A 14527-nucleotide genomic window follows, 5' to 3' on the forward strand; every position below is an offset into this window, starting at 1 on the left:
AGTGCGCGCGAAAGGCGCGCAGCAAAGGTGCAAGAACAAAGATGCCGTGTTTGGGGGTATTCCACGAACACCTGATGTAAAGCAGGAGGTGGGGATGAACCTGAAGGGAACGTTTAGCGTTGTGATCGTCAATTACAACACGCCAAAACTGGTCAGAAATTGCGTGCGCTCCGTGCTCGAACTTTCGATTGCGGATAAGGAGGACATCGTCGTGGTGGATAACGCGTCACCCGACAATTCGTTTTCCTATCTGAGGGAGACGCTTCCGACGGGAGTCAGACTCGTCAGAACGTCGATCAATCGCGGCTTCGGGGCCGGCGTCAATTTCGGCATGGTCGGTTGTCTGCGCGAGCTCGTGCTCGTGCTGAATCCGGACACCTATTTCGTCGATGCTTCGCTCGAAAACGCAGTGAAGCTGTTCAGAACGGAGATGGATGTAGGCTTGATCGGTCTCGATCTAATCTATCCGGATGGCGAGCGGCAGTTTTCCGCCCGGCGCTTCTATTCACTGCTCGACATACTCGGCCGGCGTTCGCCGCTCGGGCGGCTCGAAGCGTTCAAGCGCCGCATCGACAACCACATGATGCGCGAAGCGTGGGGCGCGGGCACGCCGTTCGAAGCCGATTGGGTGGTGGGCACCGGCTTTATCGTGCGGCGCGCGCTGTTCGGCGAACTCGGCGGCATGGACGAGCACTTCTTCCTCTACATGGAGGACGTCGATTTTTGCGCGCGCATCTGGCAGGCGGGCTACCGCGTGCTGTGCGTGCCCGGCGCGCGACTCACGCACGAGCATCAGCGCGCGTCGGCAGCGGGCGTCCTGAGCAAGGCGGGGCGCCGGCATATGAACAGCTTGTGGCGCTTCAGCCGCAAGTATCGTGTGCCGCTGTTCAGACCGCCAGGCGTGCAGGGCCTGATTCGCGGCGCGAAGGCGCGTGCGGTGCCGGTCCCGGTGACGGTGAGCGCGCGTCCGTCGGCCGCCGAGCAGGCGCAGAGCATCACGGTGGAGTGACGCCTGTCGACGTGTCGACTTGAGAAAAGAAGGGAGTCATGCCATGGGAGAGGGGTAGATGAAGACCCGGCGACAGGCGCTCAAGACGTTCCTGCTCGGCGGCCTGGCCGGGGCCAGTGCAAGCACGGCCGATCTGGGCATCGCGCACGCGACGGGGCACGCGCTGCGCGAGCGCGGTGCGTTCGCGAGTATGGGTAACGGCGCGGGCGACGGCGCGGGCGGCATCCTGCGCGTCGCCGCGTCAGTGCCCGAGCGCGCCGCATCGGAACCGGTTGCGCCGAGCTATCTGAAGACGCTCAGCGACATCGTCGCGGGACAGGAGGTCAGCGTCGCGCGCTTCGTCGATCCGCACAGGCTGGCGGCGATCCAGCGCGGCGCGTCCGGCTACGATTGCGGCGCCGAGCTCAGGCAGGCGTTCGCGAGCGGTGCGCGCGGGCTTTATCTGCCGCGCGGCATCTGGCGTTACACCGGCGACCTGACCACGGCGAACGGCTCGCAACTGCGCGGCGACGGCGGCGGCGAATACGTGACGATCACCGACATCGCGATGGGTGCGACCGTGCTGGAGCGACAGGACACCGGCGGCCCGAAGTCGGCGGCGCTGACTCTGGGCGAGGCGGCGTTCGTCGAGCATGTGCAGGTACGGCCCGCGCATTACGACAAGGTCATCTACCACCTCGCCAACTATCCGGTGCATACCGGCAACACGGCGATTGGCATCCATTTCGGCACGTCGGCCGGCGCGCGTCGTTGCACGGCGATCGGTTTTTCGCGCGCGGGCTACGAGCTCGGCACGACGTCGACACTCGAGCGCTGCTATGCGTACATGTGCGAGCGCGGCTTCTACGCGACCGAGCACACCGACGGCTCGCTGATCAATTGCATCGGCATGTTCTGCCACACGGCCGGCGCGGATATCGTCGACAACTTCTGGCAGGTGATCGGCGGACGCTGGGAATGGAACGCGCGTCACGGCGTGATTCTGGGCGCGGAGTCGCTGATCGTCGGCGCGGTGTTCGATCGCAACGGCTTTGCCGGCGTCTGTATGAAGAGCGGCAACTGGGGCAAGGTGGTGAGCGGCAATTACTTCTCGCGCAACGGTTGCGGCGGCGACGGCAAGATCGGCCGCTGGAAGTTCTCGACGCGCGGCCATCCGTCGTACGTCGACGTACCGCCCGGTCAGAGTTGCCATATCCAGATCGATTACCAGCAGGCGGCCACGATCGTCGGCAATCGCTACCGTCCGGGCCAGGACGACGAGAACGCCGGCTGTGAAGGTCCGCAGTTCGTCTACGGCAGTTCGACCACGCCGGGAAGCACGCCGCTGAACGGCATCACGATTCAGGGCAATTTCGGCGATCGCGCGGGCGATTCGATCGTCGGTTACGCGAAGGCGTATCCGGGCGGCGGCGCGATTGCCGGCGGCAAGGATTCGAGCCTCGTGCACGCACTGAATCTAGGCCTCGGCTATGAGCGCGGCGGCATCGCGGCGGCGCTGCATAGCGGCGACCAGACGGTGTCGCCCGAAACGACGCGCATCTCGGTCAACGTGCTGCGCTCGACCTCGGGCCGCGTGGTGTTGCGTGCGGCCACACGCGGCCATGCGCTACTCGCCGAAATCCTGTTCGCAACCGATGCAAGCGACGCCAACTACAAGACCGTGGTCAGCAATCTGATCGGCAATGCGGTGAAGAGCGCGGTGTTGAGCGCAAACGGCGAAGACGATCGCTACAACAAGATTGACATCGCGCTAAGCGAACCTTCGTTCGTGTCGTATTCTGTTTTTTCGACTTGAGTTCTTAACCGCCGCCTACTGGAAACAGGACGATTGTGTCGACGAGAAACGTCATCATCGCGTTGTATTCGGTGTACGCGCTGAACTACGTGCTGCCGCTCGTTACGTTGCCGTATCTGTCGCACGTACTTGGGCCGGCCGGGTTGGGCGTGATCGGTTACGCGCAATCGATTGCGCAGATTCTTCTCATCATCGTCGACTTCGGCTTCGGCCTGTCCAGCGCGCGCAAGGTGGCGGTGCACATCGACCAGCCTGAGGTCGTGAACCGCATCTACTGGTCGACCACGATCGGCCGGGCGATTCTCGCGTTGCTGTGTTCGCTGGTGCTGGTCGGCTGGGCGTTCGCCGCGCATATGTCGCCGCAGGAACGCGGTGCGACGCTGCTCGGCTCGCTCGTGATCTGGGGCGGCGTGGTGACGCCCGGCTGCTTCTACGAAGGCACGCAGCGCCTGCCCGTGCTCGCCGGCACGCTGCTCGCCGCGCGCGTGGGTCTGCTGATTCCGCTGTTCCTGTTCGTGAAGACGCACGACGACGTGATGCTCGCGGCCGCGCTGCAATATGCGCCGACCTTCGTGTGCGGCCTGATCCTGACGGGCGCGCTGATCTGGAAGCGCGAGATTCTGCTGACCGTGCGGGTCGGCTGGCGCGACGTGATGGCCGAGGCGAAAGAGGCGTATCACATCTTTCTCGGCTCGGCGCTCACGTCCGTCTACATGTACGCGAACGTGATCATGTTGCGCATGATCAGCGGTCCTGGCGCGGTCGGCTATTACGTCGCGGCCGAGCGGCTCACCAATGCGCTACGCGCGTGCACGGCGCCGGCCATCCAGGCGTTCTTCCCGAAGATCTGCGTCGCCTACGAACGCAACGACTTCGCCTATATCCACAAGGTCAACCGCGGCTTCATGCTGGCGTTCGCGGCGTCGGCGGTGCTGATTCTGGTCGGCTTCACGGTGCTTGGCGAATGGTTCGTCGGACGTTTTCTCGGCGAGGCGTTCGGCGAGACGTTCCGGATTTTGCGCATCCTCGTGTTCGTGCCGGCGATCGTCGGCATGACGACGACCCAGGTGATGCTGACGATCATCGCGTCGGGCAATCAGTCGTTGCTCAAGCGGATCTATATCTACGGCGTGCTGTTCCATCTGGTGCAGGCGCCGATCAGCATTTACTTCTGGGGCGGTGTCGGCACCGCGTGCTCGGTGGCCGCGACCGAGCTGTTCATGCTGATCGGCGTGTACAACGTGTCGAGCAGGATCAATCACGGACAGATTGCGGTGCGCCCGCAGACGACGATCAAGCGGGAGATGGCGGCGGAGCGAGATTAGCCGCCCGGACGGACAGCGGGAGTGAAGGGCCGCGGCGCGCGTTGTGAAAACATCGCGCGTCGCGGCCTTGTTGCGTCAGCGCCGCGCGCTCATTTGCGCATTCATTGCGCGGCGGACAGGCTGGTCGGTTTCGCGTTGCGCAGATACAGCACCGTCGACAGCACGACCGCCGCGGCTGCCGCGATCGCGGCAAACAGGAACACCGAGCCGTAACCGAACTCGCCGGCGATATACCCCGCCAACGGCCCGGTAATGCCGAGCGACAGATCCAGAAACACCGAATACGCGGACAGTGCCGCGCCGCGGCTCGCTGGTGGCACGAGCCCGACCGCCTCGACGCCGAGCGCCGGAAACACCAGCGCGAAGCCGAAGCCGGTCAGCGCCGCGCCCGCGAGCGCGATAGGCGGCTCGGGCGCGAGCCACAGCATCAGCAGTCCCGCGCATTCGAACGAGAACGACGCGATCGCGACGCGAAAGCCGCCGTAGGTCTTGATCGTGTTCGCGAACAGCAGGCGTGCGCCGATGAACAGCGTGCCGAACACCGTCAGTGACAGCGCCGCGTTCGGCCAGTGCTTCGCCGCGTAGAACAGCGTGATGAAGGTCGCGATCGAACCGAAGCCGGCTGAGCCGAGCGCAAGCCCCATGCCGTGCGGCAGCACACGCGTCAACACGCTGCGGTACGACATCCGCTCGCCGTGCACGACCGGCACCGGCGCGATCAGACGCGCGAGGTAGTAGCCGAGCGCCGCGAGCGCGATCACCAGAATACCGAGCGCGGTAAAGCCGATGGAGCGCGAGATCATCACGCCAAGCGGTGCGCCGATCGCGAGTGCGCCGTAGGTCGCGATGCCGTTCCACGAAATCACGCGGGCGTTGTTGGACGTGCCGACCCGGCCGATTCCCCACAGGATCGCGCCGGTGCCGCACAGACTCTCGCCGAAGCCGAGCACGAGGCGGCTGCACACGAGCAGCGCGAGGCTCAGCCCCGGCCAATGACCCGTCAGCGCGGCGAGCAGCAGCAGCACACCGCTCGCGCCGCAGCCGAGCAGACCGATCGACACCGTGCGCTTCGGCCCGAGCGTATCGGCCGAGCGGCCCGCGAGCGGCCGCGACGCGAGCGTCGCGAGGTACTGCACGCTGATCGCCGCGCCGGCCAGCACCGCGCTGTAACCGAGCTCGGCGTGCACGTAGCCGGGCAGCACCGCGAGCGGAATGCCGATCGTGAGGTAGCAAAGAAAAGTGAAAAAGACGACCGGAATGATGTGCAGGGTCGTCGCAAATTCGCTGCGGGCGGGCGCGGAGTCGGTGGACATCGGGAAAACGAGACTTGAAATCGGCAGGAAAGCGTGATTCTCCCATGGAACCGATTCCCTTGCAGAGTTTGCTTAAAAAATGGGACGAATCGATGGCGGGTCATATCGCGCGAACAATATGTCCCCCATGCGATTCAGGCTATGGGTTAGGTTTATTGACGGTGATAGCTTTCGAACCATCAACGCGGCGCGTTCGCGCGCACCCAGAACAGACGAGAGCAACGACACATGACTGAGCCGATTCGTTTCTATCACCGCAACGCGATCCGCGAAATCCAGCATGCGCCCGTCACCCGGACGGTGCTGCAGTATCTGCGTGAGGACGCGCATTGCACCGGCACCAAGGAAGGTTGCGCCGAGGGCGACTGCGGCGCCTGCACCGTCGTGATCGGCGAGCGCAACTCGGGCGGCGGCGTCGACTTCAAGGCGGTCAACGCCTGCATCCAGTTCATGCCGACACTCGACGGCCGCGCGCTCTTCACGGTCGAAGACCTGCGCCAGCCGGACGGCTCGCTGCATCCGGTGCAGCAGGCGATGGTGGACTGCCACGGCTCGCAGTGCGGCTTCTGCACGCCGGGCTTCGTCATGTCGATGTGGGCGCTCTACGAGAAGCATGGCCACGAGCATCGCTGCGCGAACCGCACGGTGCCGTCGCGCGAGGCGATCGGCAATGCGCTGACCGGCAACCTGTGCCGCTGCACCGGCTACCGGCCGATCGTCGACGCGGCCGAACGCATGTTCGAGGCGCCGGCGCCGCGGGCGCCGGTCGACGTCAAGGCGCTCGCCGACACGCTCGCGGCGCTCGAACGGCGCGACACGTTTCAGTATGAGCACGCGGGCCAGCGCTTCGCCGCGCCGCGCACGGTCGACGCGCTCGCGCGGATCAAACAGGAAGAACCGGCCGCGCGCCTTCTCGCGGGCAGCACCGACATCGGCCTGTGGGTCACGAAGCAGATGCGCGAGCCCGGCAACCTCGTCTATGTCGGGCAGATTGCCGAGTTGCAAAAGCTTGAAACCAATGACGACTGGATCGAGATCGGCGCGGGCGTCAGCATCGAAAAAGCGTATGCCGAAATCTCGAAGCAGTACCCGGAGCTGACCGAAATGTGGCAGCGCTTCGCGTCGCTGCCGATCCGCAACGCTGGCACGCTCGGCGGCAACATCGCGAACGGCTCGCCGATCGGCGATTCGATGCCGGGGCTGATCGCGCTCGGCGCGCGCGTGATCGTGCGTGGCGGCGATATCGAGCGCGAGATGCCGCTCGAAGACCTCTACCTCGGGTATCAGAAGAAGGACATGGCCGAGCACGAGTTCGTCGTCGGCCTGAAGGTGCCCACGCGCGGCGGTGCGCGCGTGAACCTGCGCTTTCGCACCTACAAGCTGTCGAAGCGCTTCGATTCGGATATCTCGGCGGTCTGCGCGGCGTTCTCGTTCATCGCCGACGCCGGCGTGATCCGCGAGCCGCGCATCGCGTTCGGCGGCATGGCCGCGACGCCGAAGCGCGCGCTCCAGGCCGAAGCCGTGCTGCGCGACGCCGAATGGCACGAGGCGAGCGCGCAGGCCGCGATGCTCGCGCTCGGCACTGACTACGCGCCGCTCACCGACATGCGCGCGAGCAGCGACTACCGCCTCGAAGCGGCGAAGAACACGCTGTACCGCTTCTGGCTCGAAACGCGCGCGCATCAGCCGCTGCCGAAGTGCGCGCTCGACGTGCGCGCGGTCGCGCCGGCCGGCGCGAGCGCCTGAGCGCCGCACGTCCCCGAGGATACGGAGAACACAACCATGAACCAGCAAGCCGAACCGTTCCTGCAAGAGATTCAGGATCTCGACGACTTCACCCAGGTCCACGTGTCGCGTCCGCACGAGTCCGCGCATCTGCACGTGAGCGGCCGCGCGACCTACACCGACGACATCCCCGAGGCGGCCGGCACGCTGCACGCGGCGCTGGGGCTGTCGGCGAAGGCGCACGCGAAGATCGTGTCGATCGCATTCGACCAGGTGCGCGCGACACCCGGCGTCGTCGCGGTCTTCACCGCCGACGACATACCCGGCGTCAACGACGTCGGCCCGATCATTCATGGCGACGATCCGATCCTCGCCGACGGCGTCGTGCAATACGTCGGCCAGCCGATGTTCATCGTGGTGGCGACGTCGCACGAGGCGGCGCGTCTCGGCGCGCGGCTGGCCGACGTGGTCTACGAGGAACTGCCGGCGGTATTGACCGCACAGCAGGCGCGCGCCGCGAACCAGTACGTGTTGCCGCCGATGAAGCTCGCGCGTGGCGACGCCGGGACGAAGATCGCGCAAGCCACGCATCGCGAGACCGGTGAGATGCTGCTCGGCGGCCAGGAGCAGTTCTATCTGGAAGGGCAGATCTCGTACGCGGTGCCGAAAGACGATGACGGCATGCACGTCTACTGCTCGACCCAGCATCCGACCGAAATGCAGCATCTGGTCGCGCACACGCTGGGCGTGGCCTCGCACAACGTGTTGATCGAATGCCGGCGCATGGGCGGCGGTTTCGGCGGCAAGGAATCGCAGTCGGCGCTGTTCGCCTGCTGCGCCGGACTCGCCGCGTGGAAGCTGCTGTGCCCGGTCAAGCTGCGCCCGGATCGCGACGACGACATGATGGTGACGGGCAAGCGCCACGATTTCCACTACACGTACGAAGTGGGCTACGACGAGCAGGGCTGGATCGAAGGCGTCGCGGTCGACATGACCTCGCGCTGCGGCTTTTCCGCGGACCTGTCGGGCCCGGTGATGACGCGCGCGCTGTGCCACTTCGACAACGCGTACTGGCTGTCCGACGTCTCGATCGAAGGCTTCTGCGCCAAGACCAACACCCAGTCGAACACGGCGTTTCGCGGCTTCGGCGGCCCGCAGGGCGCGTTCGCGATCGAGTACATCCTCGACAACGTCGCGCGCTCGTGCGGCATCGATGCGCTCGACGTGCGCCGCCGCAATCTGTACGGCAAGAACGAGCGCAACCAGACGCCCTATGGCCAGGTGATCGAAGACAACGTGATTCACGAGCTGATCGACGAACTCGAAGCGACCAGCGACTACCGCGCGCGCCGCAAAGAGATCGACGAATTCAATGCGAACAACGAGATCCTGAAGAAGGGCATGGCACTCACGCCGGTCAAGTTCGGCATCGCGTTCAACGTCACGCACTTCAACCAGGCCGGCGCGCTCGTGCACATCTACACGGACGGCTCGGTACTCGTGAACCACGGCGGCACCGAAATGGGCCAGGGGCTGAACACGAAGGTCGCGCAAGTCGTCGCGCATGAACTGGGCGTCGCCTTCAAGCGCATTCGCGTGAGCGCGACCGATACCAGCAAGGTCGCCAATACGTCGGCGACGGCCGCGTCGACCGGCTCGGATCTGAATGGCAAAGCCGCACAGGACGCCGCGCGCCAGCTGCGCGAGCGGCTCGCCGCATTCGCCGCCGAACGTTTCGGCGCGGGCAGCGTGAACGCGCGGGACGTGCGCTTCGCGCACGACCGCGTGGTGGTCGGCGAGGTCGCCGTTCCGTTCGAGGAAGTGGTCGCGAAGGCTTATCTCGCGCGTATCCAGCTTTGGTCCGACGGCTTCTACGCGACACCGAAGCTCTACTGGGATCAGTCGAAGCTGCAAGGCCGGCCGTTCTACTACTACTCGTATGGCGCGGCGGTGTCGGAAGTCGTGATCGACACGCTGACCGGCGAACTGCGCGTGCTGCGCGCCGATGCGCTGCACGACGTGGGCGCATCGCTGAATCCGGCGCTGGACGTCGGCCAGGTGGAAGGCGCGTTCATTCAGGGCATGGGCTGGCTCACCACCGAGGAACTGTGGTGGAACGCGGGCGGCAAGCTGATGACGCACGCACCGTCGACGTACAAGATCCCGACCGTCAACGACGTGCCGCCGATCTTCAACGTGAAGCTGTTCAAAAACCGCAACGCGGAGGACAGCATTCATCGTTCGAAGGCGACCGGCGAGCCGCCGCTGCTGCTGCCGTTCTCGGTGTTCTTCGCGGTGCGTGACGCGGTGTCGGCGGTGGGCGGCCACAAAGTCAATCCGCCGCTCAATGCGCCCGCAACCAGCGAGGAAATCCTGAAGGCGGTCGGCGCGGTGCGGGCCGCGACGGCGGCCGCGCGGCAGGCGTGACGGCGAGCGGCAAACGAGTGGGAGCGCACTATGGAAGCACGCCTGAATTATTGTCCGGGCGGGACCGGACCCGAGCTTGCGCCGCGGCCGGCGCCGATGCATATCGTGCTGTTCGGCGCGGGACACGTCGGCCATGCGCTCGTGCAACTGCTCGGCAGCCTGCGGTGCGTGGTCCAATGGGTCGACGAACGCGACGAGTTGTTCCCCGACGAAACGCCGCCCAACGTGCAGGTCGAAGCGACCGACACGCCCGACGCGATCGTCGACGCGGCGCCGCCCGGCGCGTGGTTTCTGGTGATGACGCACAATCATGCGCTCGATTTTTCGCTCGCCGCGCGCATCATGCGACGGCGCGATTTCAGCTACTTCGGCATGATCGGCTCGAAGACGAAGCGCGTGAAGTTCGAGCGGCGTCTGCTCGCGCGCGGCGTCGAGCTGGAGCGGCTCGCGGAAATGACCTGTCCGATCGGCGTGGAGGGGATCGTCGACAAGGCGCCGGCGGCGATCGCGATCGCGGTGTGCGCGCAATTGCTGGTTATCGCTTCGCGCGCGGCGTCCTGCGCGCGACCAGCTCACGCGACACCTCGGACATCAACGTCCTGAGCCAGCCGATATCGCTCGGCCGATCCGGCTGCGGATGCCACAACTGATAGCAGCGGATGCGCGGGAACGCGATCGGCACGTCGACGACCGCGAGCGGCAACATGCTCGCGTAGTGCATCGCGAAGCGCCGCGTCGTCGTGAAGATCAGATCCGATTGCAGAAGCGTCTGCGCGACGAGGCCGAAGTAGGGCAGCGTCGCGACGATGCGCCGGCTCGCCTTCGCACGCGCGAAGCCGGTATCGATCGCGCCGCCGCGCGCGCCGCTGTAGGGTGTCGGCGCGAGGTGCGGCGCGGCCAGATAGGCGCCGCGTGTGAGCGGCTCGCGTGTCAGTGGATGGTCCGCGCGCATCATGCACACGACGGTATCGGCGAACAGGTCGCTGCGCTCGAAGCGCGGATCGGGCTTCGGCCAGTTGCCGATCACGAGATCGAGTTCGCCGGCGTCGAGCGCGGCCGAATGATCGAGCAGCGGCCCCAGCGATCCGATTTCGAGCCGCGCATGAGGCGCCGCTTCGCGAAACCGCGCGATCACGGTTGGCATGAAGAAGTCGTTCAGATAGTCGGGCGCGGCGACCCGAAACGTGCGGCGCGAGCGGCCCGGGTCGAAATCGCCGTGCGGCGTCGCGACGAAATCGACGTCGCGCAGCACGCGCTGCGCGGCCGCGAGCAGCGACTCGCCGTATTCGGTCGGCACCATGCCCGACTTGCCGCGCACCAGAATCGGATCGCCGAGCGTTTCGCGCAACTTGCGCAGCGCGGTGCTGATCGCCGGCTGGGTCTGGTTCAGCCGCAACGCGGTCTGCGTGACGCTGCGCTCGACCAGCAGCGTGCGCAACACGCGCACGAGCCAGATATCGAGTGAGGCGGCGGTGTCGTCCATGATCGAAGCGTGGTGGCGCGAGCGCAGATAAGCTCGCCGCGCGGCGCGCGGGTGGGGTGCAAACGCCTATAACCATAGGCCCGTTTGCGCTTCGCCGGCATAGGGGGGCGCGCTATGGACGGCATCAGCGCCGCGCCTGCCGGCGTGGATTCTTTCGCGCCGGCCGCAAGCATCGCGCGGCCGGCTGCGGTTGCCGTGTTATGCCGGCTTGTCCGCCAGCCCCCACGGCAGCGAACTGATCCGCTTCACCTCGCGCGATTCGAGCCAGTTCGGCGTGCGCGCGCAATAAAGCACCATCGGCAGCGCGTCCTCGCCCCAGAACAACTGATCGTTCAGACGAAACGTCGGCACGCCATAGACGCCCAGACCGATCGCATCGGCGGTATTGCGTTGCAGTTGCGCCTTCACGGCTTTTTGCCGGATCAGCTCCGGGCCGTCCGGCTTGCCGACGCGCTCGCACAGTTCGGCGAACGCTTCGTCGCTCGACGGGTCGCGCCCGTCGCGCCAGATGAAGCGGAAAATCTCGCGCACGAATTGCACGTCGCCGTTCGCGGCGGTCGCGAGCAGCAGCGGCTTCATCGAATCGAACGGATGGGCGGGCGGCATTTTGTACGGAATGCCGAGCTGCTCCGCGCGAAACAGCGCGTGCCGGTACATGAAGGTGCGCTTGGCGGGCACGCTGTACGCGGAGCGCTGGCCCCAGTGGCGATACAAATCGTTCAGCACGACCGGCGTGAACGCGAAGTCGAAGCCGGGCCATTTGTCGTATTGCTCGAGCAGCAGATAGGTGAACGGAGAGACGAAATCGTAAAACCACTGCCGCTGTTGGGCGTCGATGCCAACGGTCATAAATGTCTCCCGGATTGCCTGTGTCGGACGACGCGGAGGCCGCGTCCGTTATCTGATCAAAATTGTAGCGATCTTACGCGGTCGTGGCTTGCACCGGTCGATATCCCCTGGTGGCGGGCGTTGGGTGTGAGTCTCTGGCGGTGTCGTCAGGGCGCTCAGCCTCTGACTTTATCGGTCGCCTGCTCGTCGGCCATCTCCAGCCCGCCCTGCGTGTCGCGGCTTTCCGCGAGTCGCCGCCGCACGAATCCGATGTGCTCGCGCAGCACGTAGAACTGGTCCGCATACGCGAGCGGCATCTTCATGCCGTTGACCGACTCTTCGATCGTGTCGAGCCGCCCGATCAGCGACGCGCGTTCGGCCGACGAATGTTCGCTGAGCGCGCTGCGCTCGATCGCAATCAGCGAGCCGTACCAGCGATAGATGCGCGACTTGACCCGCCACGCGTACAACCCCGGCACGACGCGCAGCGCCGGCACCAGCAGCACGATCAGCGGCACGACGATCACCAGCAGGCGGTCCGCGAGACTCGCGATCCAGAACGGCAGCGTCCGGTACAGGAAGCTCTTGCCCGACTTGTAGTAGCGTGCGGCGTCGTCGGAAAGCGGGAAGTCGTGCGCGAGCGGCGCGGGGAATTCGCCGGCGCGCTGCATCGTCGTTGCGCCGCCGTGCACCTCGCGGGCGGCTTCGATCAGCAGATCCGACAGCGCCGGATGCAGTGAATCGCGCGCGACCAGCTCGGCGGTCGGCGCGACGATGTTGATCGAGTTCGCCGGCAGGTTCTTGCCGAGGTCGAAGGCGCCCATCGGCACCTTCAGCTGCGTCAGGTACGGAAAGCGGCGCGTGTACGCGTCGGCCTGCGTGAAATCGTAGAAGCGCACGTTCTGCGTGCGGTAGAGCTTGCCCATCACGGCCGGCTGCGCCGAGTCGCCGGCGAGGAAGGTCGCGTCGATCGTTCCGTCGATCAGCGCGTTGGCGGCGGCGTCGCCCGTCAGCGGCAGCAGTTGGGTCGGACCGCCCGGCACGATGCCGTTGGCCTTCAGCAGCGCGAGCGTGAGCTCGCGCGTGCCGCTGCCCTCGGGGCCGATCGCGAGGCGCGCGCCCTTGAACCCGGACAGCCAGTCGACCGGTGCGCCACGATAGAAGATCGCGAGCGGCACGTAAGCGACGCTGCCGAGCGACATCAGGTCTTTGTCCTTGTCCACCCCGGCCGGCGCTATGCCGCCCTGCACGAAGCCGACGTCGACGTTCGCGTTCGGGTCCAACAGCCGCTTCAGATTTTCCTGCGAGCCCTGCGAGGCCAGCACGTTCACTGTAATGCGGTTGCGCGCAAGGATCGTCTTGTACTTCTGCGCGGCGATCCAGAAGGTGCTGCCGACGGGACCGGCGCTAATCGTCAGCGTATTCGGCGGGGCGGGCTGGATCAGCCGCACGGCGGCCCAGATCGCGACGATCACGAGCAGCACGAGCGGGCCGAACGAGACCGCCAGGTCGCGCCACGAGATCGCGACAAAACGGGCGACGAGGCGGGTAGGGCGGGTGCGGCCGGTGTCAGGCTTCATCGGATCATCTGGGAGCGGCGGTCGATAGGGCTCGAATGCGCGGCGGGGCGGCGCGCCAGCACGCGTCGCGCCGATGGTACCTGAGATTGGCGCGGCCGCGAAACGCGCGGCCGCCCGTCGCGCCGACAAACGAGTAACAAATGGTGAACGCCGGGTGGACGTCGCGGTCAACGCCGCAACGAACGCCCGCTGTCGGCGCGCGACGCCGCGTGGTAAACCCTTTGCGCTTCTGTGCCGGCTAGATTAAATTGTGCATCGCTACCGCGATCCAACGTTTGCGGCGCGAACCCGGCAAGACGGACAAGAACCGGGTGCGTCGGCGGACTTCGCGGTTTGCCGATTGCCGATTGCCGATTGCCGGTAATCAGCCTCTCTCGCCTCTTGCACATCGTGTCACAGCCGTTGCCGGCCGTCGCTCACGCGCGCGTTCGCGCGATGATGGCCGCCCGTTGTCGTAACGAAGCCGCTTATTGATGCGGTCCAATGTAGAACCAAGGGGAGAAGAGAGCTATGAAGACGGTCGGTTTTCTGAAAGCACTGGGTCCGGTTGTGGCAATGGTGGTGGCGTGCAACGTCTACGCGCAGACGAACGCTCCCGCAACCGATACGGCGTCCGCGGCAGCCTCCGTCAAGGCCGGCAAGCACGCGAATCACGAACTCGGCCGCAAGGTGCGCGGCGCGCTGGCCAAGACCCAGGGTCTTGACGTATCGAACATCGCCGTGCGCGCGCGCGGCGGCGCGGTGACGCTGACCGGCACGGTGCCGAGCCAGGATCAGATCGATTCGGCCGGCGAGGCCGCGAAGGGCGTTGCGGGTGTGACGTCGGTGTCGAACAAGCTGACCGTGATGCAGCAGTAAGCGATGGGCGGGCGCGGCGCCGCAAGGGCCGCGTCGCGAGACCTATCTATCGATTCGGAAGCTCCGACATGATTGCCGGGGCTTTTTTTTCGCCGCTGGTCTTGGAGCGTGGTACTTCGCCAGATTTTTGCGGGACCGCAGCAATGCGGCTTGCCGCACGCACGGGTCCTGATGACGGCGCGGC

At 65.9% G+C, this 14527-nt stretch carries 11 protein-coding genes; 7 read left to right on the forward strand and 4 right to left on the reverse strand.

Annotation, left to right across the window (positions count from 1 at the left end):
* Positions 1 to 94 precede the first annotated feature (94 nt).
* Genes OKW43_RS16575 through OKW43_RS16585 form a run of 3 tightly spaced genes read left to right on the forward strand, consistent with a single transcriptional unit; the run spans position 95 to position 4129 of the window.
* On the forward strand, positions 95 to 1009 hold the full coding sequence (locus tag OKW43_RS16575) for a glycosyltransferase family 2 protein (RefSeq protein ID WP_187633808.1): 915 nt from the start codon (positions 95 to 97) through the stop codon (positions 1007 to 1009).
* 58 nt (positions 1010 to 1067) lie between these two features.
* Positions 1068 to 2804, forward strand: a complete 1737-nt coding sequence (locus OKW43_RS16580) for a hypothetical protein (RefSeq protein WP_429448506.1) — start codon at positions 1068 to 1070, stop codon at positions 2802 to 2804.
* A gap of 35 nt (positions 2805 to 2839) precedes the next feature.
* Positions 2840 to 4129 carry an oligosaccharide flippase family protein gene (locus OKW43_RS16585; protein ID WP_187633806.1) on the forward strand — a complete coding sequence of 430 codons (1290 nt, stop codon included), beginning with the start codon at positions 2840 to 2842 and terminating at the stop codon, positions 4127 to 4129.
* A 101-nt stretch (positions 4130 to 4230) separates the two neighbouring features.
* Here the strand turns inward: OKW43_RS16585 and OKW43_RS16590 are convergent, their stop codons facing one another.
* Complete coding sequence (locus tag OKW43_RS16590) at positions 4231 to 5442, reverse strand: MFS transporter (protein ID WP_429448508.1); 1212 nt, start codon at positions 5440 to 5442, stop codon at positions 4231 to 4233.
* A 228-nt stretch (positions 5443 to 5670) separates the two neighbouring features.
* On the opposite strand from OKW43_RS16590, the gene xdhA reads away from it, so the two are divergent.
* The 3 genes from xdhA to xdhC are packed head-to-tail and all read left to right on the forward strand — an operon-like array spanning position 5671 to position 10197.
* Entirely contained in the window at positions 5671 to 7188 is a 1518-nt protein-coding gene (xdhA, locus tag OKW43_RS16595; protein ID WP_429448510.1) for a xanthine dehydrogenase small subunit, read from the forward strand.
* A 36-nt stretch (positions 7189 to 7224) separates the two neighbouring features.
* On the forward strand, positions 7225 to 9594 hold the full coding sequence (gene xdhB, locus OKW43_RS16600) for a xanthine dehydrogenase molybdopterin binding subunit (protein ID WP_429448512.1): 2370 nt from the start codon (positions 7225 to 7227) through the stop codon (positions 9592 to 9594).
* 30 nt (positions 9595 to 9624) lie between these two features.
* A complete protein-coding gene (xdhC, locus tag OKW43_RS16605) occupies positions 9625 to 10197 on the forward strand; it encodes a xanthine dehydrogenase accessory protein XdhC (RefSeq protein ID WP_187633802.1) in 573 nt (190 codons plus the stop codon).
* Here xdhC and OKW43_RS16610 read toward each other — a convergent pair.
* From OKW43_RS16610 to OKW43_RS16620, 3 genes are all read right to left on the reverse strand, one after another.
* The gene (locus OKW43_RS16610) at positions 10130 to 11077 is read right to left on the reverse strand and encodes a LysR substrate-binding domain-containing protein (RefSeq protein WP_429448515.1); all 948 of its coding nucleotides are present in this window, start codon (positions 11075 to 11077) and stop codon (positions 10130 to 10132) included. The genes xdhC and OKW43_RS16610 overlap by 68 nt on opposite strands.
* A gap of 198 nt (positions 11078 to 11275) precedes the next feature.
* Positions 11276 to 11926, reverse strand: coding sequence for a 2-hydroxychromene-2-carboxylate isomerase (locus tag OKW43_RS16615; protein ID WP_429448517.1), 651 nt, complete (start codon positions 11924 to 11926; stop codon positions 11276 to 11278).
* 155 nt (positions 11927 to 12081) lie between these two features.
* Positions 12082 to 13485 carry a TAXI family TRAP transporter solute-binding subunit gene (locus tag OKW43_RS16620; RefSeq protein ID WP_429448519.1) on the reverse strand — a complete coding sequence of 468 codons (1404 nt, stop codon included), beginning with the start codon at positions 13483 to 13485 and terminating at the stop codon, positions 12082 to 12084.
* A gap of 510 nt (positions 13486 to 13995) precedes the next feature.
* Here OKW43_RS16620 and OKW43_RS16625 point away from each other — a divergent pair.
* Positions 13996 to 14343, forward strand: coding sequence for a BON domain-containing protein (locus OKW43_RS16625; protein ID WP_187633798.1), 348 nt, complete (start codon positions 13996 to 13998; stop codon positions 14341 to 14343).
* The last annotated feature ends 184 nt before the right edge of the window (positions 14344 to 14527 follow it).

The organism is Paraburkholderia sp. WC7.3g (genome assembly GCF_050436345.1).
Taxonomy (GTDB): domain Bacteria; phylum Pseudomonadota; class Gammaproteobacteria; order Burkholderiales; family Burkholderiaceae; genus Paraburkholderia; species Paraburkholderia podalyriae.